This window comes from Agrobacterium sp. 22-210-1, from assembly GCF_053522525.1.
Map to the genome: position 1 here is coordinate 307286 of NZ_JBNWCI010000003.1, position 23072 is coordinate 330357.

At 59.9% G+C, this 23072-nt stretch carries 17 protein-coding genes; 4 read left to right on the forward strand and 13 right to left on the reverse strand.

What is annotated here, in order from left to right:
- Window positions 1–34: 34 nt before the first annotated feature.
- The 12 genes from tssM to tssA form a co-directional block, all read right to left on the reverse strand.
- The gene (gene tssM / locus ACQZ5F_RS19755; RefSeq protein ID WP_448730775.1) at window positions 35–3523 is read right to left on the reverse strand and encodes a type VI secretion system membrane subunit TssM; all 3489 of its coding nucleotides are present in this window, start codon (window positions 3521–3523) and stop codon (window positions 35–37) included.
- On the reverse strand, window positions 3520–5022 hold the full coding sequence (gene tssL / locus ACQZ5F_RS19760; RefSeq protein ID WP_448730776.1) for a type VI secretion system protein TssL, long form: 1503 nt from the start codon (window positions 5020–5022) through the stop codon (window positions 3520–3522). Before tssL ends, tssM begins: the two co-directional genes overlap by 4 nt.
- Window positions 5019–6359 carry a type VI secretion system baseplate subunit TssK gene (tssK, locus tag ACQZ5F_RS19765; protein WP_052819174.1) on the reverse strand — a complete coding sequence of 447 codons (1341 nt, stop codon included), beginning with the start codon at window positions 6357–6359 and terminating at the stop codon, window positions 5019–5021. Before tssK ends, tssL begins: the two co-directional genes overlap by 4 nt.
- Window positions 6349–7551: a type VI secretion system-associated FHA domain protein gene (locus ACQZ5F_RS19770; RefSeq protein WP_448730777.1), complete on the reverse strand. Its 1203-nt coding sequence runs from the start codon at window positions 7549–7551 to the stop codon at window positions 6349–6351. The genes tssK and ACQZ5F_RS19770 overlap by 11 nt, the downstream gene beginning before the upstream one ends.
- Before the next feature lie 9 nt (window positions 7552–7560).
- Window positions 7561–8562 (reverse strand): type VI secretion system baseplate subunit TssG, encoded by a 1002-nt coding sequence (tssG, locus tag ACQZ5F_RS19775; RefSeq protein WP_225338400.1) that lies wholly within the window; start codon window positions 8560–8562, stop codon window positions 7561–7563.
- A 9-nt stretch (window positions 8563–8571) separates the two neighbouring features.
- Complete coding sequence (gene tssF / locus ACQZ5F_RS19780) at window positions 8572–10353, reverse strand: type VI secretion system baseplate subunit TssF (RefSeq protein ID WP_448730778.1); 1782 nt, start codon at window positions 10351–10353, stop codon at window positions 8572–8574.
- Window positions 10346–10855, reverse strand: a complete 510-nt coding sequence (tssE, locus tag ACQZ5F_RS19785) for a type VI secretion system baseplate subunit TssE (protein WP_137087652.1) — start codon at window positions 10853–10855, stop codon at window positions 10346–10348. The genes tssF and tssE overlap by 8 nt, the downstream gene beginning before the upstream one ends.
- Entirely contained in the window at window positions 10848–11672 is an 825-nt protein-coding gene (locus tag ACQZ5F_RS19790; RefSeq protein ID WP_448730779.1) for a type VI secretion system accessory protein TagJ, read from the reverse strand. The genes tssE and ACQZ5F_RS19790 overlap by 8 nt, the downstream gene beginning before the upstream one ends.
- The gene (gene tssC / locus ACQZ5F_RS19795; protein ID WP_046801025.1) at window positions 11669–13063 is read right to left on the reverse strand and encodes a type VI secretion system contractile sheath large subunit; all 1395 of its coding nucleotides are present in this window, start codon (window positions 13061–13063) and stop codon (window positions 11669–11671) included. The genes ACQZ5F_RS19790 and tssC (ACQZ5F_RS19795) overlap by 4 nt, the downstream gene beginning before the upstream one ends.
- A gap of 55 nt (window positions 13064–13118) precedes the next feature.
- Complete coding sequence (tssC, locus tag ACQZ5F_RS19800) at window positions 13119–14600, reverse strand: type VI secretion system contractile sheath large subunit (protein ID WP_046801024.1); 1482 nt, start codon at window positions 14598–14600, stop codon at window positions 13119–13121.
- Window positions 14601–14697: 97 nt separating this feature from the next.
- Window positions 14698–15207 carry a type VI secretion system contractile sheath small subunit gene (gene tssB, locus ACQZ5F_RS19805; protein WP_010973761.1) on the reverse strand — a complete coding sequence of 170 codons (510 nt, stop codon included), beginning with the start codon at window positions 15205–15207 and terminating at the stop codon, window positions 14698–14700.
- 64 nt (window positions 15208–15271) lie between these two features.
- Complete coding sequence (gene tssA, locus ACQZ5F_RS19810) at window positions 15272–16324, reverse strand: type VI secretion system protein TssA (protein WP_082178842.1); 1053 nt, start codon at window positions 16322–16324, stop codon at window positions 15272–15274.
- A gap of 220 nt (window positions 16325–16544) precedes the next feature.
- Between tssA and tssH the strand changes: the two genes are divergently transcribed.
- The 4 genes from tssH to ACQZ5F_RS19830 all read left to right on the forward strand — a co-directional run bounded on the left by tssH (window position 16545) and on the right by ACQZ5F_RS19830 (window position 20756).
- Window positions 16545–19211: a type VI secretion system ATPase TssH gene (gene tssH / locus ACQZ5F_RS19815; RefSeq protein WP_225244555.1), complete on the forward strand. Its 2667-nt coding sequence runs from the start codon at window positions 16545–16547 to the stop codon at window positions 19209–19211.
- Between the two features lie 57 nt (window positions 19212–19268).
- Entirely contained in the window at window positions 19269–19745 is a 477-nt protein-coding gene (locus ACQZ5F_RS19820) for an Hcp family type VI secretion system effector (protein WP_046801021.1), read from the forward strand.
- A 109-nt stretch (window positions 19746–19854) separates the two neighbouring features.
- Entirely contained in the window at window positions 19855–20244 is a 390-nt protein-coding gene (locus ACQZ5F_RS19825; RefSeq protein ID WP_046801020.1) for a Rap1a/Tai family immunity protein, read from the forward strand.
- 11 nt (window positions 20245–20255) lie between these two features.
- On the forward strand, window positions 20256–20756 hold the full coding sequence (locus tag ACQZ5F_RS19830) for a type VI secretion system amidase effector protein Tae4 (RefSeq protein WP_046801019.1): 501 nt from the start codon (window positions 20256–20258) through the stop codon (window positions 20754–20756).
- A gap of 137 nt (window positions 20757–20893) precedes the next feature.
- Here ACQZ5F_RS19830 and ACQZ5F_RS19835 read toward each other — a convergent pair whose 3' ends face one another.
- Complete coding sequence (locus tag ACQZ5F_RS19835) at window positions 20894–22840, reverse strand: putative bifunctional diguanylate cyclase/phosphodiesterase (protein ID WP_225244556.1); 1947 nt, start codon at window positions 22838–22840, stop codon at window positions 20894–20896.
- Window positions 22841–23072: the final 232 nt, after the last annotated feature.

Genomic DNA, 23072 nt, shown 5'->3' on the forward strand with positions numbered 1-23072 from the left:
TCCCCTCCGTTGCAAATCAATATGCCACCTGCCGTCAAAACTGCTGAGGGCAGGCAAAGCTCGACATCGCCTCCAGTCTGAATGGGTTGAGAACCGAGCCGAACTGAATATCAAACTCGGCCGTCTGGCCGCCATTATCAAACCGTACCCGCAAAAGATCACCCGATTGGCTTTCGATATTTGCGCCGTCGAACAGGCGGAATGGCGACCAGTCGCCGTTTTCGGTTTTCGCCTGCTGCCAGCCGCCCGGTTGGAAGGCGATGCGCGACAGGCTGGCCGTGTTCTCACGGGACGGCCAGGTGATCGATTTCGCCTGTATTGGACCGTGATAATAAACCACGCGCTCACCCTCGATTTCCAGCATGACGGCGCTGGAGGCATTGGTGAGCGAAACGGGCTTGACATTGATCGCAACCGCCGGCGTCTCGCTGCCATTCGGGAAGAAGGCACGCGAAATCTTGTCGGCATTTTCGAACTGGGCGATGGCGCTGCTTGGAATGCCGGCGGCGCCGAAAGTGCCTTTCCAGCTCCAGGGGGTTGTCGTCTTGTCGACGAAAGGCTCCATGCGCTGCTTGAAGAAGCTCTGGAAAACCCCGGTCGGGCCGAAGAGACGGGTAAAATCCGCAATGGCGACATCGCGGGAAGACGACCGGTCGAAAGGATAACGCCCCGTCACGATCGAAGAGCAGAGAGATGCTGAATCGGCCGCCCAGAGGTCCGCAATACGGCTGCGTGCGGATTTGACTGCCAGCGAGCCGACATCGGCGGCCACACCCGCCACCCAGACATCGAGCGGTGCCGGCAGTTCGCGTGCCTGTTGCAGCAGGTCCTGATTGGCCTTGGTCAGCTGGCTGTCCACATCGAATACCTTGGCAACCTCATCGGAGGTCGTTGCCGAGCGGGCGAGCTGCTCGTTCAGCATCTTGAAATTCGAAAGCAGCTGCTCCGCTGGAGAACCCGCGGCCTTGCCGCCATTGGTTTCCGCGCCCGTTGCCGGGGCCGTTCCCTTGGCTGCCAGCATATCCCGCAATCGCGCATAGGGGTCCGCCGCATTCACGGTGGCGGCAAGAACGGCTGCCGTTGCATCGCCTTCGGTGGCGGAAGCGAGGCTGGCCGGATTTGCTCCCACGCTCGGGCGCAGATCGGTCGCTTCGGCGATGGATTTTGCCGCCTCCACCAGAATGTTGCGTTCATTGGCAAGTGCGCGGGTTGTTTCCACCGCGTCGCCCAGCGTCTGGGAGGGCTTGACCCTTAGATCGGCCAGCGTATCGGCCCATCTCTTCTCGAAACGGTCGAAATAGATTTGCAGCGCGGCCTGTGCCACCTGTTCGACCGTTGCGCCGCGGATCGCGTCGTCGGAACCACGTACCCATCCCTCTGAAAGCGCGATACGCGCTGCGTTGGCGACCTGTGGAATGACGACGCTGCGATATCCTTGCGCCGTGAAGAGGCCTTCTATGCCCTCCGCCATCGGCGCTTTGCTGCGGCGTTCGAAGGCGCGTTCTCCCAGCGGGCCGAAGGCCGTGGCGGGCGTCCATTCCATCAGCTCCTGCGCCTGCGGAAGGCCGGCGAGAATATCATAGGCACGTGTACCGATCGCCTGATCCCGGATGGTTTCGCGGGCGGTGGCGATGAGGCGGGCATCAAGCTCGATCGGGGCGAGCACGCCATCCGCCAGTGCCCTTGCGTGCTGGTCAAGTGCCTCCCGGGCTGCCCCTCTTCCGTCGCCGGGATAAAGGGACGCGAACATCTGATGCGTCTGCATGGTCAGGAAATCCCGGTCCAATGCGCCCATGCCGCCGAGCATTCCATAGAGCTTCAGCGAATTGAACGTGCGGGTCACATCCTTTTCGTCCTTCAGCTGTTTCTGCAATTGCACGATCATGCGTGGCAGCAGAAGGGCGTTGAGCGCGCGCTGATAGGCATCGCGCTGCCGCCCGGCGATCTTGTCTTCCTGATCGAGGCCGAAACTGACATTCCACACGCGCTCCCGTGCAAAGCCGGAGTTGACATCGCGCAGATTGTCGAGTGCCGGAAGAATGCGCAGGAAATCGGCGTCGGCGACATCGCGCACGGGAATACCCTGAACCAGCTGCTCATAGGCGCCGAGTTTGCGGTCGGCTTCAGCCAGCGCCTGCGTATTGGCGAAATAGGTGAAAATCCAGCCCGTGAAGACGACGGCAACCGCGACGGCGCACGCCGTATAGGCAATGCGCCGGACAAGCAGCTGCCGCCTCGAAAGGCGTTTGTCGCGCATTACCAGCGCGGCTTCCGGAAAGATGACGTCCTTGAAGAGCCGCGAAAGGAAATAGCTCCGGCGAGCCCGCGGCGCGCTGACGGGACGTTCCGTTTCCGGCTGTGTTCCCGAAGCGAGGTAGACACCACGCAGAAGCGGCGCTTCGATCAGCGGCGAACTTGCGCAAAGTTCGGTCAAAGCCTCGTGAAGCCGGTCTTTCAGCCGCGCCAGTTCCGCCGGGAACCGGAAGATGCGTCCGCGTATCTCCGCATTCTGTTCCTGCTGCAGGCGTTCGATCAACATCGCATCGACCCGTTGCTGCAGCAGTTCGAACTCTTCCGTCAGCCGTTGCGGCAGGTCCTTTGCGGAATAGCTCTCATCCAGCTTGAAGGTCGTGCCCCAGACCTGCTGGCGATCGGTCTTGTTGAAACCGTCGAAGAATTCCACGAAGCCATGCAGGAGGTCTGCCTTCGTCAGCACTATATAGACCGGCACGCGGGCGTGCAGATATTCATCCAGTTCGGAAAGCCGCTGACGGATGGAGCGCAGCTCCTGCCGCTGCTCCTCGGGATCACGGGTGAGAAGATCGGGGATGGACAAGGTCACCAAAGCGCCGTTGATCGGCTGCGAACGGCGATATCGCCTCAGAAGGCCAAGGAAACCTTCCCAGCCCGCTTTCGATGAGCCATCGAGATCATCCTGCGTGGTGTAGCGCCCTGCCGTGTCGATCAGTATCGCCTCGTCGGCGAACCACCAATTGCAGTTGCGCGTGCCGCCGATGCCTTTCACCGCGTTTTCGCCGAGCGCATCGCCAAGCGGGAACTGCAGGCCGGAATTGGTGAGCGCGGTCGTCTTGCCGGAGCCCGGTGCGCCGAAGATCACGTACCAGGGCAGATCGTATATATAACCGAACCGCTTTTTCGTGACACGCCGCAACAGCGCCAGGGCTTCTTTCAGGCGTGTCTGGATTTCGCCGATTTCAGCCTGACGGTTGGCGAGAGCCTCCCGCTCGATGCTGTCGACGAGTTCCTTGTCCTGCTTGCGGCCGCGGTAAATCGTGACGACGATATAGACCAGCCAGATGGCCACAATGATGCCGATGGCGATAATCCGGGCCTGTGTCGTTCCCAGCGGCTTGAAATCACCGAGCGCGATCAGATAGCCGTAAAACCAGATGACGACGCAAAGCGCGATCACCCATAGAAGCGACAGGAAGCGGCGTCCGACGAGGGCCGCATAGCTCTCGACATAAGATCGGATCGTATAAAAATAACTCAGCGGATTCATGGGTTTGCATCTCCCGGCTGCTGTCCCGAACTGTTCTCTATGGCCGGCGAGAGAATGCCGGCGTCGCTCAGTTTTTCATCGGGGTTGGTCAGGACCATGATCTCGGTTCTGCGGTTCGTCTCGCGGCCTTCCTGCGTCTTGTTGTCGGCGATGGGATCGCTGTCGGCGCGCCCTTCCGTCAGGATCGCCTCGGGTCCGGCAAATTGCGATAGAATGTCTCCGACCGCCTTCGCACGCGCCTCGGAAAGGTGCCAGTTGGATGGGAATTCCACGGTCTTGATCGGCACGTTATCGGTATAGCCGATGACGACGGCGCGGAATTTTTCGGCGGCGAGTGCTCCGCCGATACGCTGGATCAGATCGCGGAACTGCGGGCTGACCTCGGCGCTGCCGGTGGCAAAAAGGCCTGAATTGTTGATGCGCACACGCAGCCGCCCGTTGACGTCAGCCAGTGTGACCAGCTTCTTTTCGACCTCCGGCTGCAGGAAGGCCATCAGCTTTTCAAGCCGGGAAGGCTGCTTCGGTTCCACGATCTTGGGTGGTTCGACAATCTTCGGGACTTCGGTTTTCACCGGTGGCGCTGGAGGGCTCGCGATCAGCACGCTGGGTGTTTCGGTGGGCGGCAAGTGGGCCAGCCTTTCGAAAGTGACATCGGATGCGTTGTTGAGCGACAGTGTGAAGAAAAGATAGCCAAGCGCGAAGGCGAGCGCCATCAGCGACAGCAGCGTCCAGAGTGCCGCCATCGTCCGTAATGGCGTATGCCGGGCCTCGACGCCTTTCCAGTGCGGTGAAAGTTCCCGCTCAAAGGCGCCATATTGGCCGATCAGCGTCTTGTAGAGACTGTCGCGGATGCGCGAAAGCTCCAGAGCCCCCTTCGGTGAAACGCGGGTGCGCCCTTCGAAGGCGAGCGACAGGCACAGATAGATCAGCAGCAGCAGATCCTTGTTGGCGCCGGGCGACTGGTGGAAATGGTCGAGAATGTCGAAAACCCGGTCGCCGCCGGTGACATCATTGTGGAAGGTGGAGACAAGGCCGGAGCGCGCCCAGCCTGCCCGCACGCCCCACGGCTTGCTGAGAATGACATCGTCCACGGTCGCACAGACGACATAATGCGCCGCCCGTGCCCGCTCGGCGCTGATGCGGGCGGAAGAGAGATCGCGCTCATAACGGGTGATCGCCTCAAGGCAGGCGCGGCGCAGATGCTCCGGGTCCGGCTGGGCGTCGCTGAAGCGCAGGAGGTGCGCGAGGTTGAGAAGAGGCGCTGCCGATTGCACCAGCGTCGGCACATCCTCGCCGCCGAAGCGGAAACCGGAAAGCAGCTGGTCGACCGGCATGGCGGCCGTATTGCCCTTCGGCCGCGCGGCCGGCTCGTCGGTCTCGATGATGTCTTCGAGGATCGTCGCCATGTTGCGGGCGTTCTGGTTGCGGCGGCGGCTTTCCTCGGTGATTTCAACCACCGTCGGCAAATCCTGCCAGGAGGAGGGCTTTTCGTTGCTCATTCGCGTAACGCCCACATTTCCAGCTCAAGTCCGGGAAATTCGCCCGCCAGATGCAGGGCGATGGCGCCTGATGTCTCGAGCTGTTTCCAAAGCGGTGATGTCGTGTCGATTTCGAAATAGACGGTGCCCGAACGATAGGGCAATTGCCGCGGCAGAACGGGCAGCGAGCGCACGGGAATGCCCGGCAGCGCGACATTGACCAGTTCCGAAATCCGCTCCACCGGCCCGACTTTGATCTGTGCCGGCAACCGGCGGCGAATGTCCTCGGCGGCCATATCAGCACGCACCGCAAGCACGAAGCCGGCATCGCGCAGCAGGGTGCGGTCGTGGATGGTGCCGACACGCACGCCGTGGCGGCGTTCCACCAGTTCGATGGCAACGGCCGCCTGTTCCAGAACCGCCGAGAGTGAAGTGCGCAGATCATCGAAAACCGCGCCGAAGGTGGCCTTCAGATCATCATGACGATAGGGCGGGAAATTCGTCGCCCGTTTTTTGTCCGTCGTGAAGGTGGCGAGTTCGCCGGCAAGCTGGATGCAGTCCTCGTAAAACCGGATGGGGTGAAAACGCGTGGCGTTGGCGCCGCGATGCGAAAGCAGCGGATCCGCCCGGTTGAGGATTTGCAGCAGGAAATAGTCGCCTACTTCCGCAGTTCCGCGGATCGTCGGGTCACCGATGCGCTCGGCGATCGCCTGGGCGCGGTGGCGCACGATTCCCAGAAGCTCCGTCAGCAACTCGTTGAGACGCGGTGCTGCGGCGCAGGTGAGGCTGGGTGGAATGAAATCCGGATCGAGGATGACAGCACGGTCGGAGCGAACCTCGATCACCCGCGCCAGTCCAATGAGATCGTAACCGGAAAGATCGTCGCCGGTCTTGAGGAATTTCAGGCTGAGGCGACCGACATCAATGGGCGCAATGAAATCCGTCTCGATATTGGTGTCGGAGACCTCATAGCTGGAGGCGGTGAAGCGCACATTGTTGATGTCGTTGCGGCCCGACGCGGACATGTCCGCCTTTCCGGGCTGACGGGCGGGCAGGGCGAGATAGATGATGGCATCCTTGACGCTGTCATCGAGATCAAGCGGCGGCGGCAGATCGGAGTCCTCCGGCGCCTCGAAAGGGGTGCCGTCAGGAAGGACACCGCGAAGGTTCGACAGAGCAAACTGCCCGATCGACAGCGCGCTGCGATCCATGCCGATTTCGGCAATGCCCCAGGGATAGGGAGAAAGATTGCGCGTCGTATTGCGCACGAGGCGCTCCGTCCAGCGGTCGGATTGCTGGAAATGCTGGACGCGAAGAAACATGCCTTCGCTCCAGGCAACACGGTTTTCATGTCTCATCGTGGTTGTTTACCCCCTTGGCATCGGTCGTCATCGCGTCAGGCTCTGCAACAGGCGCGGCGTCACCGCGCGCTGCCCGCTGCAGAAACTGCCTGACCGGCAATTGGCGACCGTTTTCTTCAAATTGCTTTTTGTAGGCGGACCAGTAGTCGGTCCTGGTGATCAGCGCCTGCCAGTCCCTGCGCTCGATTTTCGAGCGAATATCGTTTCCGGCATCGACCGAAGCTTCGAGAAGCCGCGGCTCGAGTGTCTGCGTGCATGTGTGAATGAGTGTTTCAAGAGAGGCGGTAAGCCGACGCTGCTGATGAATGAGCGTTTCCAGACGCTCGCTCAGCGACGCATGTGGTGCGGCAGCGGCATGATCGCCCTCGATGTCGAGAACGGCCAGGCACTCGGCATTCTCCCTTTCGAGCGCGGACAGAAGATCACTGATCCCAGCCTGTGCGCCGGATGTTTCCGCCGGCCATGTCTCTTCTGCGGTCGGCTCTTCATTTTTATCCGGAAAGACGCTGTCGAAATCCTCGCCCTGCGACGATGATGCCGGACGTGCGATCATGACCGGTGTGTTCAGCGCATCGGTGTGCTCGTGCCTGCTGCTTGCGGCCGGCTCTTCATCCCAGTCTTCCGGAAGTACCATACCCATTCCACCGGCCTTGGGCGGAGCGCTCCAGCCGATCTCGACATTACGCGAAATGGATTTGGGCTTCTGGCCGGCAGCACTGCCGCTCGTTTCCATCCAGTCATCCTGCGGCAGCGTGCCGCCCAGCACCCCGCCGGCGGAACGCCCGTTCGGGGCGATATCGGCAAGGATTGCGGAAATGGTCAGGGGCTCGTCGCTCATCCGCAGGGAGGCATCGGGATCGGAAAAATCCAGGTCGGCATCGCCGCTGATGGCCACGTGGAAAATCTGCCCGCCGATGTTGATCTGCGAGCCATCCTGCAGGCGCGCGCTTTCCCCTTCGAGCAGCAGACGGCCATCGACCAGCGTGCCGTTCGCACTCTGGTCGATGATCGTAAAACCTTCGCCGTCGCGGCTTAGCGTGCAATGCAGCTTGGAAACACGCCGTTCATTGTCGTCGATCTGCCAGTCGCAATCCCGCGACCGGCCGATCGCGCGGCGGCCGCGCTCGAAGCTCCATTGGCCGGGTTTTGTGGCCCCGATATTCTGTGTGTGCCTGAGCGCCAGTTTCATGTCATGCCCTCACACGGAGATTACCGAGCCTTCCCGCTCGGTCACGATGGCGTCGGTGCTGTCTTTTTCTGCCGGTGCCACACGGGCCCAGCTGTTCCAGCCAAGACGGGCGGGAGCATCGGGCTGGCCCAGCCGGCAGAAGGGAATATCCTCCTTTTTCAGAATCACCTGCACATCGAAATCGAGCGCGTTTCCGACGAAGAGCCGCGTCAGCGAAAATATCTCGGCCAGCCGTTTCGATCCGGGCGTCAGCGCCAGATAATCCGCATAGGCAACCGGACCGATGACGACCCGGAAGCCGCCGCTCATATCCTCCACGGCGCTACCAGCCGTGGTATTCTGCCCCAGCCGCAGCCCTGATGCCTGTCCGAGCTGGCTTTGTTCGTGAAGCGGCAGCGGCACCCATCGCCTGCGGAACTGTTCGACGACCACCGGAAGCCCGGTAAATTCGCAAAGGGTCGAGGTGAGTGCCGAGACATTGCGATTGCGGCTGGCGAAAAGCCCGCTGAAGCGCAGAAGCGTATCTTCGGTCACGCCGGCCTTCTCGGTCAGGCCGGCCGTGCGAAACCCGGTAAGCGCAAGCAGCGTCTTGCGGAAGCCGTTGTTTTTTTCCTGATCGGACCAGCGCAATCCCCTGGCGAGGCGATATTTTTCCGAAGCGGTTACAAACAGCTCGCTGAATCTGGCTGCGAACAGATTGAAGAAGCTCGCCAGTGCGCCGGAGCGACTGCGCTCTTCCCGCTGCAGCAATTCGCCATAGGCTGGCGGCAGCGAACCAAGTGGCCCGACAATCGGGGCGAAGGCCGATTTCAGCTGGGAAATGCCGTGTTTGCGGCCGAACCCGCTGATCGCCAGTGCCGTGGGCTGCACACCGCCATGCGCCGCAATCGTCAGCCCGTCATCCGAGACATGCTGGGCAACGCGAAAAGCGGTGGCCGGGTCGAAACGGCCGGGATCGGCGCTGAGAAGGGCGGCCTGCTGATCTTTCAGTGTCGGTATTTGCTGTTCCATCCCGATCTCCTAGAGCAAAGGCCGGTCTGCCGCACGGGCTGGCCAGCGGGCAATCGGTTTGGAATGGCCGCGCATCGTCGCCGTCAGCCGGGTGAAACTGTTGATCGAGGTATAGAGGCCGAAGAAGTGGTTCAGCACACTGGCGAAAATGAAGGCGGCGGGGCGTGCGATGAGCGCCGGATCGAATTCCACGGTGATGTCCGTTCCCGGCACCATCGCCGAGCCGATCCGTGCGTGGGAATTCTGGGCCTCGACATTGCTGATCGATTCAACCAGCTGCCGGGTTTCCGGGCTGTCCCTGAAGGAATAAAGCGACAGAATATCCTTCAGCGGAGCCCCGCCATTGTCTGAAAGCGAGAGATGATTGAGCAGCAGATGCGAAATCAGCCGCCATTCGCGCGCCGAGCGTTCGTTGACGCGGATGGCCGCCGTTGGCGGCATCAGGGCATGGATGGACTTCACGGCTTCGTTGCCGGCCGAAAGCTGGAGGAAGGGGTGCCCACCGCCAAAGGGAAGCTGGCTCGGCAATTCGCGGTTGATGCAGAGCGTATCGACGCTTGCCACCATGTCGAGCGGTCCGAGCGGCCCGCGCTTTTGATCCACGAAGGCGATATCGGTATCGGAAGAGCCATCGTCGTCAAAGCGGCGCTGGATCTGCCAGAACACATTCGAGCCGTTATTGCGCTGGGTGCGCCCGAAAAACGGCGAGGTCTTTTCCGTCTGCCCGGAGCGGCTGGTCAGCTCGACATTTTCGACGGCGTAGATTTCACGGGTCCGCTGCCGCCTTGCGTCCGGCAGAAGGCGATATTCCGTGCGTGTTCCATCCAGGCTCAGCGGTTCGCAATTCTGCTTGAACAGGTTGATAACGGGTGAGGCGTTCAGCACGAAATCCTTGACGGAGACCATGCGCTCCAGCCGCGTATCCGCCGCATCCAGATAGATATAGAGTTCACAATTGCCGCCGCTCCATCTGTGCAGACCGTCAATATCGAGAAAGAGGAATTTCTGCGGCAGCGCGAAAAATTCGGTGAGAAGCCGGTATCCGTCAAAACTGTTGGCCGGATAGGGCAGCATGGCCTGATCGCGCGTATAACCCGATGGCCTGAGATTGGCGGCGGGCAGAAAAACCGCCTCCTTGTCTTCGGAGTGACATGCCAGCGCCATGCCCACGCAGTGGTTGGTCAAAAGCTCGTAAAGCGCTGTTGCCTGCTGCCAGGCGGCAGACAGGAAGATCTGGAGTTTTGTCAGCCCCATTTCCGGGAAGGTGCTGCCGCGTGGCGCCGTGCTACGCAGTGAAAGCCGCAGGCAACTCGCCGCACCGGCGAAGGACGCCGAAAAAGGCGCATCGATCGGCTGGCCGGAAAGCGTCGCCGCAGTGATTTGCAGCGGAACGATCTCCACCTCCTGCGTCGTGCGGAAACGGCAGCTCTCGCCGCCCACCGGTTCGGCGAGAATTTCGCTGTGGCGCGGAAGCGGCTGCACAGTCGCCAGCGCGGGGCTGGGTGCAAACTGAACGACGCTCATCGAAGGGATCGGCGCAAGATAATGCGGATAGAGCGTTTCCAGCAGGCTGTCCGTCAGTTCCGGAAACTCGTCGTCCAGCTTCTGGCGTACACGGGCGGCGGAATAGGCGAAGCTCTGGATCAGCCGCTCGACATGCGGATCGTCGGCGACATCGCCCGTCATGCGCAGTCTGCCGGCGATTTTCGGAAACGCCGCTGCGAAACGCGATGCGCGTTTTCGGAGCGCGAAAAGCTCGTCATTGTATTTTTCGAGAAAGCCGTCAGCCATTCGTCGCCTCCACCAGGAAACGCTGCGTGGACGGATCGATGCGGGATTCAAAGCTGATCGGCGGCATGCCTTCCTGAAGACGGAAGCTTGCCTGTATACGCATGCGAAGCGCCCGGTCGCCATCCGTGCGGTTTTTTAGGATCGCGACATGCACGTCGGCAAGGCGGGTTTCGAACAGCGAAATCCGTCGCTCGATGCTGCGTGCGAGCCGCGCCTTGGAGGCATCCGTCACCAGATTGGCCGAGAGAATGCCGTCCACGCCATAGCTCACCAGCGCATCGGTAAGCTCTTTCAGCGCTGTCGGCGGGCCGGCGGGGTTACGGCGGGTATTGAGCAATGCCTCGAGATCGCGGCGGATCACCTCGCGCATCTCGCGCGCCTGATCCGTCAGGCTGACGAGCGCATCCGTTTCCGCATCCGGTGCATCATCCAGCAGCCGGTCCAGAACGGAGCGTGACAGCGTTCGCTGCCGCGCGCGATATTGCTCGAGCGGATCAACCACGGGCGATCTGCCTTTCATCGTCGGAGGCGGCGGAAAGGGAACCGATCTCGTGGAATGGCACAACATCGTCGCCGATCAGCAGGCAGCGCTGGCCTTGCCCCGTCGCCAGCGGTTGGTCGCCTTCGCTCCAGCGCGTTTCGCGGCCGAGGAGAAGGCCGACATCGTCCTTCGCACCGTGATAGATGGCCGGAAGCAGCACGGATGCGACCGCGCCGTCGCGCAGCGTCAGTTCGCCGCCGCGGAAAGCAAGATCACGCGGGCGGCTCATGGGGTCGATGGTGAGGCTCTCGATGCGACCGTAATCGATCCAGAGGTAGCGGCCGCCATTGGTCAGCACTTCCAGCGCATGCGGAATCCGGTCGTCCAGGTCGCGAATATCGCCGGCGCTCTTGCCATTATGGCCGATCGGCACGGTGCCGCGTTTTTCATCGAGTTCAGCCAGTGCGGCTTTGGCGGCATCCGCATCACCGCTGCGTGCGGCGATATTCGCCCTGATCGCCAGCTGATCGAGTTCCGACGGACCGCCGGGGAAATCCGGCACCGCGCCGGTCTCGAACCAGGCATTGCGTGCGGCCATGGCGCGCAGCTGGTGTCGGAAGAGGGAAAAGCCGACGCTTTCCTGCGGCGAGAATGTTGCGGCCAGATTGCATTGCGCATCGGCCTTCTCATAGTCGCCGGCAAGCACAAGCAGGTCGATATAGAAGTGCCGGCCGTCCTTGTCGGTAGGCTTCGTTTTGACGTGTTCGCGCGCAAGACCGATCGCGTCCTGCAGCCGGTCATCATCGAGAAGGCGGGAAATGTCGTCGCGCAGCGTCATGCGGATATCCTTTGTGGCTCGGCCGAAGGCCCGGATGCGGCGGTGGGCTGCATCATGGTTTCGGCAATGAGATGGAAGCTCGTGGAGACGTCATCGAGCTGGAAATGCGGCTGAAGGCGCACGGTGCAGGAGAATGTTCCGGGCTTGCCGGGAACCTCGAAGACGTTGATCCCGGCAGAGCGCAGCGGGTAGCGCGTGCGCAGCGCCGCTTCCGCATCGTCATTGCCGAGCGTGTAGGAGGAAAGCCAGCTTTCCAGCTTGCGCTCGATCGTCGAGGCATCGCTCAGCTGGCCGATATCGTCGCGCATGATGACCTTGAGGTAATGCGAGAACCGGGAGGCGCACAGCACATATTGAAGCATGGCAGCCAAGCGAGCGTTTTGCCGCGCCGCTTCGCTGGAATAATGGCCGGGCGCATGCAGGGACTGGTTGGCGTTAAGGATCGCCATGCCGGACAGATAGGTGGTGGAGACGGGCACGATGCCGAGATCGGAAAATTGCTGTTCCTGCCCGGTCGTCAGCTGCACCTCGACGGGTGGCTGAGCGGAAAGGCCGTTGCTCTCGATGCCGAGATCGAGCGGCGGCAATTGCCGGGACGAGAGCATGCCGCCATCCACGGCGTCCTGCGTCACACCACGCAAATCCGCAAACCAGCCAGAATCGACGAAATTGCGCACAACCACGGTCGCAAAGGCGAAGGCGGCGTTGCCCCACAGCAGGGTCTCTCCACTTTCCACCACTTGCTCGCGGAAGGGAAAACCGTCATCCCGTTCGCGCGCATAGGGCCTGTAGGGGGAGCGCAGCAGGATGCGCGGCGCGACAAGGCCGATGAAGCGAGAATCGTCGCGGGCGCGAAGCGCATTCCATCGCAGCCGGGATTTATCCTGCTTCAGCGAGGAAAAGTCGTGAACCCGGCTGAGTTCGGTAAAGTCTTCCAGCCCGACGGCGGAAGGTGCGGCCGCGGCCACGAAGGGGCAAAAGGCCGCTGCCGCCACCATGCCGATCTGCGACAGCGTGGTAATGGAATCGGCGCCTTCGACATCATCAGGGGAAAACGCGTAGTCACCGATCAAAAGGCCGACCGGTTCGCCGCCCGGCATGCCGAATTCGCGGTTATAGACGACTTCGAAAAGATGGCTCTGGTCGAAGTCGGTGGCGCGTTCCGTGTTGCGGGCGAGGTCGCGCCAGCTGGCGTTCAGCAGTTTCACCTTGACGTCGCTGCTTCGGCCTGCCTCGCGAACGACCATGGCAAGCCCGCGCCATCTCGCCTCCATCGCCTGAAAATCGGCATGGTGGAGAATGGCGTTCACTTGGCCGCTCAGCGCATCGTCGATGAGAGCGATGAGCTGGTCGGCGAAAAGGCGGGCGTCCGGAAAGGACTGATGCGCCATGAGCGGGCTCCGGATGATGAACGGGGCCGGGGTGGCGGACCACCCCGGTCCGGGCTCAGTTCTTGGACGGAATGCGGGCGACCATGCGCAGCGAGGTCGTCAGTTCTTCCATCTGCAACCAGGGCCGCATCCATGCGACGGCATTATAGGCGCCCGGCTTGCCGGGCACTTCCTGCACGGTCACCTTGGCGTCGCGCAGCGGATATTTCGCCCGGCTTTCTTCGCCCGCTTCGTCATTGGCGTTGACGTAGTTGGCGATCCAGCGGTTGAGCCAGACTTCGCAATCGGACGCTTCCATGAAGGAGCCGATCTTGTCGCGGCCCATCACCTTGAGATAATGCGCGAAGCGCGACGTGGCCATGATGTAGGGCAGGCGGGCCGAAACGGCGGCGTTGGCCGTAGCTTCCGGCTTGTCGTAAAGCTTCGGCTTGTGCGCCGTCTGGGCGCCGAAGAACACCGCATAGTCCGTGTTCTTGTAGTGGCAGAGCGGCAGGAAGCCGAGCTTGCCGAGTTCGGCGTCGCGGCGGTCGGTAATGCCCACTTCCGTCGGGCATTTCAGGTCGAGATCGCCGTCATCGCTGGAGAAGACGTGCATGGGCAGATTTTCCACCCGGCCGCCATTTTCCGCGCCACGGATTGCCGTGCACCAGCCGCTTTTTGCAAAAGCCTCTGTCAGCTTCGTGCCCATGACGTAGGCGGCGTTCATCCAGCAATATTCATCATGCTGCAGATCGCCGTTCACCGCACCCTTGGTTTCGTCATAGGCGAAATCATCAATGGGGTTGGTCTTCGGGCCATAGGGCATGCGCGCCAGAACACGCGGCAGAGCGAGCGTCACGAAACGGGAATCGTCGCTTTCGCGGAAGCTGCGCCACTTGGCATATTCCACCGTGTCGAAGATCTTTTCCAGATCGCGCGGCCGGGCGAGATCGCGATAGTCCTCGAAACCGAACATGCGCGGGCTGGCGGCGGAAATGAACGGTGCAAAGGCCGCCGCTGCAATCGACGAGACACCCTGAAGCAGCTGCACGTCATCGAAAGAGTTGTCGAATTCGTAATCGCCGATGATGGCGCCGAGCGGTTCGCCGCCGGGGGTGCCGAATTCGTCTTCGTAGATCGCCTTGAAAAGCCGGGACTGATCGAACTCGACGGCCTTTTCGAGATCCCTTGCGAGTTCCCGCTTGCCGGCGTTCATGACGCGGATCTTGAGGTTGACGCTCGTTTCGGAATTCTTGACGAGATAGTTGAGCCCCCGCCAGGTGCCTTCCAGCTTGGCGAATTCCGGCGCTTGCATGATCGCGGCGAGCTGTTCGGAAATCGTCCGATCCAGCTCGGCGATCGCGTGGTTGAGGGTGACGGTGAGGTTGCGGTCGTATTTGACCGTTCCTTTCAGGGCCTGATCGGTCAGCGTGCGCAGCAGATTTTGTGCGCGGTCCGGTTCGGTCTGGCGGGTTGCGGCAACCACCTTGGACAACAGTCCCTGATCTTCGGCGGTCGTTGCCTGTGCTTCATTCTTCAGCAGGCTTTCAGCGCTCATGTTCCAGTCCTTCCACATGCGGCTTTAAAATGCCGCTTGAACAGTTGAGGCCCCCGCTACGAGGGCCGTTCGGGGAGGTTTTCCTCCGCACAGGCGATTATTCGCTTGCGCCGTTCTTTTCCTTCAGTTCGGAAACCAGCGTTGCGAGGTCCGTCTTGTTCTGGAGGATATCTTCGAGCATCCGCTCCAGATCTTCCGAACGGTCGGCCTTGGAAAGCAGGTCACGCAGCTCGTTGCGTGCATCCAGAAGCGCCTTGAGCGCGGGAACCTGCTGCACGACGGCGCCGGGTTCGAAATCGTCCATGCTCTCGAACTTCAGGTTGACCTGCATGTCCGTCCCGTCTTTCTGCAGCGTATTGGCCACGGAAATGTTGAGGCCCGGCGTCATGCGACGCATCACTTCATCGAAATTGTCACGGTCGATCTGAACGAATTTGCGCTCACCGAACGGCTTCAGGGGCTGGGTCGGATTGCCCGAGAAATCACCCAGCACGCCGACGACGAAGGGCAGTTCCTTGACCACCATCGCGCCTTCGGTTTCAACTTCGTATTTGATGTGGACGCGGGGCTTGCGAACCCGTTCCAGCTTTTCGTGTACACTTGCCATTTCAACCTCCTTGATGCCCTTTGGCATGGATGACTGTTATGGGGCGGTGTCTGCCCCGAGTTTGTTATTTTCCGTTGTTTTCTCCGCCGGGTTTGATACCGGCGGCCGTCAGAACTGCGTTGCGGGCCTGCGTTTCGGGCAGAAGCTCGGCCAGCAGTTCCGAAAAATCCATGCGTCCCCTGCGAACCAGCGTTTCGATGGAGAGCGAGATCGGTGAGTGCGGCTCGGTACGGCGAAAGTAACGCGCAACTGAAAGAAGAGTTTCAAAAGCTTCGTCGCGTGATGATATGCCTTCCGGGGAGGCCACGGGTGCGCGCATGACGGGTTGCCCAATTTCATCCGTGCTCGCGGCGGCTGCGGCCGCTTCAACCGGCGCCGGCTCCAGGTCCCGCCCGCCAAGCGTGCGAATGGCGGCGGCTGCTTCGATGAGCGTGTTTCGTATGTTCGAACTCGGGGGAGCGGCCTGGCCGCAACGCTCGGACAGAACGGCCATGATCGCATCAAATGCTAAGAGACAGGCATTCACCTCCGCCAGATGGGACGACATGGCGGCAACGCCCGCCTCGGACGCCAGCCGATACAGTTCCTCGCGGCGTTTGCTCTCGTTCGGCCGCTGCGCCAGCTGGAAATCCCAGAGACTATGTTCGGCAAATTTCCCTCCGGGGATCAGCGGCGCAAGCCGGAGCGGCTGAACAAGCGTTCCTTCGCTGCCAATGCCATTTAATCCCGCGAAAGGTGCAAATTTTTCTTCGTCATTGTCGTCGCTGATCGACCGTAATGAGTCCCAGTGGTTGTAAAAAAGATCACTGCAAAGGTCGTAGATTTCACGTAGTCCGTGAAATCCCCGCAGCCGCAGGCTTGCTTCGGCGAGCCATGCCAATATTTCTATGTCCTTGCTTTCGGAATATATAATCTGCAATCCAAGATTGCTGACACTGTCCCAGCTACTGGAGATCTTCAGGTTATCTTGAGGGGATGCAGCGCGCTCTTCTGTGCGTGCCTGGTTTCTTTCATCCTTAATTCTATAGTATATTTCACGCGTTCTTGAATCGATGCGGATGTTTTCTCCGCAATCTCCAAAAAATTCTATATCTCTTTTAACATGCGGCGCGTTCAAGAGCAGTCTATCCCCAGAAAATAGTAATGGATTTTTTGTAGTTACTTCCCTTACGTAAGGCTATTCCTCAGACAGACTTATTCAAAATGTGTCTAAATTGTGGCGTCTACTGCTTAATCTCACCCGACAAAAAATAAACTTCGGGGTGGACAACTCGGTTTCATCATCATAGTTATTCCACGTCACGTTGTGGAATGGACCGGGGCAGGAGGCTCATTGCATGTCGCATATCGATCTCAATCGCCTCATCGAAGCGCTTGAGCCTGACCTGCGCGTCACCCTTGAAGCTGCGGCTTCTGTCGCGGTGCGTCGGGGGCACAGGTACGTGGATATCCCGCATTGGCTGCTGGCGGTTGTAGATGCTGGTATCTATGCGGAAACATTCGAAGAATTAAAAATTCCACTTCCGGTATTGCAGGCTGAAATCGGCCGCAGTCTCGACGAGGCGATTATCGGGGACGGCGACGCATTGTCGCTCTCGCAGAACGTTCTGACAGCGGGCCGGGAGGCCTGGGTCCTCGCTTCGCTGGAGGCTGGGCGGGACCGGGTGACACTTTGCGACCTGCTGCTGGCGATGGATGAGGAAACCTCGCTCCGTTCCTTCGTCCGCTCTGCATTTCCGTCGCTGAAGGCGATGGATCGTGCGGCGCTGGAGCGCCTCCGCAGTTCAGTTGAAGGCGATACCGGTGCGAATGTGTCTTCCGCGCCTGCAAGTTCCGGACAGGCCGCCGGCCAGAACGATTTTTTGCGCCTTTACACCCAGGATATGACCGCCGATGCCCGCAACGGCAAGGTTGATCCGGTGATTGGCCGCGATGATGAGCTGCGCCAACTCGTCGATATTCTTACGCGCCGCCGACAGAACAATCCTATCCTTGTGGGCGAGGCAGGTGTCGGCAAAACGGCGGTTGCGGAAGCGCTGGCGCTGGAGATCATATCCGGAAACGTTCCGGAAAAACTGCGTAACGTCCGTCTTCTGAACCTCGACATTTCACTTCTTCAGGCCGGCGCCGGTGTGAAGGGCGAGTTCGAGCGTCGTCTTCATGGTGTGATCGATGCGGTGAAGCGCTCGGCGGAGCCCGTCATCCTGTTCATCGATGAAGCGCACGGCCTTGTCGGTGCGGGTGGTGCCGCCGGTCAGGGCGATGCGGCAAATATTCTTAAACCCGCTCTCGCAAGGGGCGAGGTGCGGACCGTCGCGGCGACGACGTGGAGCGAATACAAGAAATATTTCGAAAAGGACGCGGCGCTGACGCGTCGTTTCCAGCCCGTGCACGTGCGCGAGCCGGATGAGGCGACCGCAATACGCATGTTGCGTGGTGTCGCCGACACCTTCGTCAGCCATCACAACGTTGTCGTTCGCGACGAGGCGATCGTGGCGGCTGTGCAGCTATCCGCGCGTTATATGCCGGCACGGCAATTGCCGGACAAGGCGGTGAGCCTTCTCGACACGGCAGCCGCCGCCGTTTCGCTGGCGCGGCAGACCCTGCCCGAACGGCTGCGCGCCATGGAAAGCGAACGCCGCCTTCTGTCCGATGAGTTAAACTGGCTTCTGCGGGAACCGCAGGACGAAGACATGCAAAGCCGTATCCAGTCGATACGCGACGAGCTTGAGAGGCTTGAAAGCGGGATTGATGATCTGCGCGGCCGTTATGATGCGGAAATGGCCGAACTGGCGGCGCTGAGCGAAGAGCAGTCGCCGCAGCAAACCGACGCATCGAATGTTTCCCGTCTGCGACCCATCGGTGAAGCACAGCCAGCAAACGCGGAAAGACTTGTGCCGACGGTGGTTGACCGGGATGCGATTGCATCTGTGGTGTCCCGATGGACCGGTATTCCGCTTGGCAAACTTCTGGCGGACCAGATCGAAAGTGCACGCACGCTGGATGATCGCATGCGGCAGCGGGTTGTGGGGCAGGATGTGGCAATCGGCCGGATTGCCGATGCCATGCGCACCGCCCGCGCCGGTTTGTCCGATCCACGCCGTCCGCCCGCCGTGTTTTTCCTTGTCGGCATGTCCGGAACCGGCAAGACCGAAACAGCACTGTCGCTGGCCGATCTGCTCTATGGCGGCAACAGCCACCTGACGACGATCAACATGTCGGAGTTCAAGGAGGAGCACAAGGTTTCGCTGCTTCTCGGCTCACCACCCGGCTATGTCGGTTTCGGTGAAGGCGGCGTGCTGACCGAGGCGGTGCGGCGCAGGCCGTTCGGCGTTCTGCTCCTTGATGAAATCGACAAGGCCCATCCCGGCGTCCAGGATATCTTCTATCAGGTGTTCGACAAGGGCGTGCTCCGTGATGGCGAAGGCCGCGATGTCGATTTCAAGAACACCACGATCTTCATGACGGCCAATACCGGCTCGGAACTGCTTTCGGTACTTTCGGCCGATCCCGAAACGATGCCGGAGGGCGAGGCGCTGGAAGCGCTTCTGATGCCGGAGCTGACGAAACAGTTCAAGCCCGCTTTCCTCGGGCGCACGATCATTCTTCCCTTCATGCCGCTGGGTACGGAGGAGCTCTCGAGGATCGTGGATATGCAGATTGGCAAGATCAGCGAGCGCGTCCTTGCAACATATGGCGCCGACCTGAGCTTGTCCGATGTGGCGCGTGACGCACTGGTGGCGCGCGCCGGCGCGAGCGACATCGGCGCGCGCGCCATCGAAATCATGATCGGCAAGGATCTCCTGCCGCCGCTTTCCAGCTTTTTCCTTGAGAAGGTCGTTGCCGGAGAGCGGGTCGGAGAGGTCACTGTCGATTTTGACGGAATCAGGTTCGGCATTCGTGCCGAAGCGGCTGGGGAAACGAATGAATTCGTCGCAACCGAAAGGGTTGGGATGGGTGAAGTTGCCGCGTCGGAAGGGTCTACCCGACGCATGCGGCATTAGACGAAGGGTAACTCGGCCTCGAAGCAAGAGGTCATTTCAGCTACAGGAGCTTACAGCATGCCAATTTATCTGCAGATTGACGGTATCCAGGGCGACGCCACACATGAAGAACATCGCAAGTGGATGGATATCGAGGCCATTCACTGGAACGTGGCCCGCAACATGAACACCTCTGCTGGTTCTGCTGCAAACCGCGAAGCATCCGAACCGACGATTTCGGAAGTCATTCTGACCAAGGTTAGCGATTCTTCTTCCACCAAGCTTTTCCAGGAAGCCTGCGCCGGCCGCACAGGCAAGCTCGCAACGGTCCACATGGTAACCACGGGCAATCCCGGTAACACCTATATCGAGTACCTGCTGACGAATACGCTTATCGCCAGCTACTCGGTGGATTCCAGCGGTGACCGTCCGGTTGAGACCATCAAGCTCAACTTCACCAAAATGGAAGTGAAGTACACACCGTTCGACGACAACAACTCGCCGCAGTCTCCGATGATCGCCTCCTACGATCTGGCGACGACCAAGGCCGCCTGATAGCGACGCGACCCGGTGCCGGTATCGGCCGGCACCGGGTCGTTTTCATCAAAGTTTTGAAGCTCACGTCGTGATGTTTCTCATCCACGTTGGACGAGGCGGGTTTGTCATGCGCTCCCCATTTGCGTTTCTTGTTTCCGTGCCGTTTGTTTTGGCTCTGTCCGGTCTTTCATCGGCCGGCGCGGCAGAGCGGACATGGATTTTCTCCGGTGCCGAACTGAAACAGGCAATCGAAGGAAAACTTGCCCCGGAAGTATCCGATCCGGAAATGCGCCGGCTGGTTTCCGTCGCGAAATCCAGCGCCTATATCGCCGGTGTGGCCGATCTGACGAGCGGATCGGACTGGTGCGGTGCGGGTGCCGTGGCGCCCCATGAACTCACCGATCGGATCTACACCTATCTCGGCGATATCCCTGCGGAAAAACTGGATGAACAGGCAGCCACTCTCGTGCGGGAGGCGCTCAAGGTCTCCTTTCCCTGTGAGCAGAAAAGTAACTAGTGGGACAAGCCATGCGCGTTAACTTTGACACTCTATACGGCAATTATCCGAGCAGCGAGCCGTCACATTCCAACTATATCAGCCAGCGTGATCTTTTCACGGAAATCGGCTGGGAAGATTATATCGGCAATCCGAACTACCATAATACCTGCGCGATCCGCGTCAGCATCGCCTTCATAAAATCGGGCATCAACATCGTGCCCGGTTCGCATCGCATCCAGAAGGGCCCCTATGCCGGCAAGGGCATCGAGGTCAATATGCGCCGCCTTGCCAATCTATTGAAAAGAACGGGCTATCTCGGCGAGCCTGAGCCTTTTACACCGGCAACGGCACGAACCGGAATTGGCGCGCGCAACGGCGTCGTGGCGTTCCACAATATCCCCGGCTATAGCGGTGGCGGTCATATCGACCTCGTGCGGGGTGGTGCGGAAGCAGCCCAATGCGCCTCGGCCTGCTATTATAATTCGGAAACGATCTGGTTCTGGCCGCTTCAGTCCGGCCGTGTATCCTGATCAGGACAGGTCCTGAAAACAACCAGCCATCGTCCTGCGATTTCGTTCAGGCGAAGGGTGTTCTGAAAAATTGTCTTCGCCGCCCGGCGAGGACCAGCTTCTGCCGTGGGCAGTTGCGATGAACGGTCGCGATTTTCCTACAATGCGGTGCGTCTTGCCTGGCGCTCGGAAAGAAATTCATCGACATCTTCTTCTCGCAGCGGCGGCGCATAAATATAGCCTTGCACCAGCGTGGCGCCGAGGCCTTCCAGGGCTGCAAGCTCTTCCGGTGTTTCAACCCCCTCCACCACACATTCCAGTTCCATATCCCGGCTGAGGGTGAGAAGAGATTTCACGATCTTGTAGCTCGCCGGCTTTTCGTGCAGATTCGTAACGAAACTGCGGTCGATCTTGATCTTGGTGAGAGGCAGGGCATGCAGCCGCGTCAGGCTGGAATAACCAGTGCCGAAATCGTCCAGCGAAATGCCGCAGCCAAGACGCCGCAACATTTCGACCGATTGCCTGACCTGTTCGAAATCATGTGCAAAGGCGGTCTCGGTAATTTCCAAATCCAGACGACGTGCGTCGAAGCCGCTGTTTTCAATAATGCCGATCAGCGATAGCACGCCTTCGCAGGAATTGAGATCATGGGCCGAGAGGTTGAATGATAGCCTGAGGGAGGGTTCCCATTGTGACGCGGAAGCCAGTGCCTTCTTGAGAAGCGGCCGCGTCAGCGAACTGACGATGCCGGCTCGCTCGGCGATGGAGAAAAATTGGGTGGGCGGCACATGCCCGAGGATCGGGCTATGCCAGCGCGCCAGCGCTTCAAAACCGTCGGTCCCTCCATCGCGTATATCGACGATCGGCTGGAACACAACTGAAAGCTCGTTTTCCATATCGCGCTGCTTGAGCAGATGCTCGATGCGGGCTTCGATATTGATCTGCTTTTCGTGTTCCGCGTCGAACAGGACGGCATCGCCGCGTCGGGTCTTCTTGGCATGGTAGAGGGCATAATCTGCCCTGTCGAAAAGCTGTTCCAGCGTGGAGGCGAGATTTGGAAAGACGGCTATCCCCATTGAGGCGGAAACATGCACCGTTCCCTCCGGCATATGGTAGGGTGCTCTCAGCTGTTCCGAAATTGCATTGGCATTGGCAACGAGCTGCGCATCATCAGGTATGATCGGAGCAACGATGGCAAATTCGTCGCCGCCCAGCCGGAACGCCTTGCTGGCTTTCAGACTGGCGGTGAGGCGTTTGCTGACATTGACCAGCAGTCTGTCGCCGACGGAGTGTCCGTAGAGGTCGTTGACCGGCTTGAAGCCGTCGAGATCGATAACGCCCAGCGCCAGACGGGTTCCTGCGGCTCTGGCCTTTTCCAGCTCGACTTCCAGATGGGTGAAAAAAGCACGGCGATTGGGTAGCTCGGTCAGGCTATCCATATTGGCGAGCAGCAGGTTCTCGTTGCTCAGCGCTTCCGTACGCTGCTGGGAGACAACCATACGCTCGAAATTGCGGTAGTTGGTCAATAGGATGGACATCATGCCGGCGCAGACCAAGAGAACATTGATGGCAATGGCAATGAATGTCGGTTGCCGTGACGCCAGAAAGAAGACGATGAATGCGCCGTTGACGATGAGGGTAACAATGAAGGCGGCAGAGCGCACATACATCAGACAGAAGATGCAGGAAATCACGGTAATCGCCATGTAGAAGGCGACGTGAGACTGCGTATAGGCGTCCCCGTAAGGCACCAGCGAAAAAGACCAGAGCGTGAATGCCATGGCGATGCCGATCGCCAGGCGGTTTGTGCGCTGGAGTGCCGCGTGAGCCATTTTCGGATTCGGGTCGATGCCGCGTGTCTTCCACCAGAATGCGACCCTGAGGGTGCAGCCAAGGGTGAAAAGAGCAGGAATTCCAACGGTGAGCCAAAACGGCGCCAATTGCATATGCGTAATGGCAAGCGCCCAAGTACTTGAAAGCAGTATGAAATACATCATCGGCATCTGCCGTGTGAAGGCGCGATACTGTGCTTTCAGCAAGTCCGGATTGTCAGATCGAACAGACATGAAATTTTGAATTTTTTGTTTGGCACTCAGTATTTTCATTGGCCGCTCATCAAGTGCAGAGCGGCGTTCATAACATAAGTGCGGTTACATCATTGGAAATACACAGGGTTAATTGAGGAAGAACCAAATCAACCTCGAGATGCATGTGGTTGTCTTTCGCAACATCCCATTTGCATTGATCAAAGCGCGCTGATACGTCTTGAACGATCCAAGGCAAGCGTTTAATTCGGCGTCATCAATTGCGATGGACGTCGTGCGCTGACAGGATTGG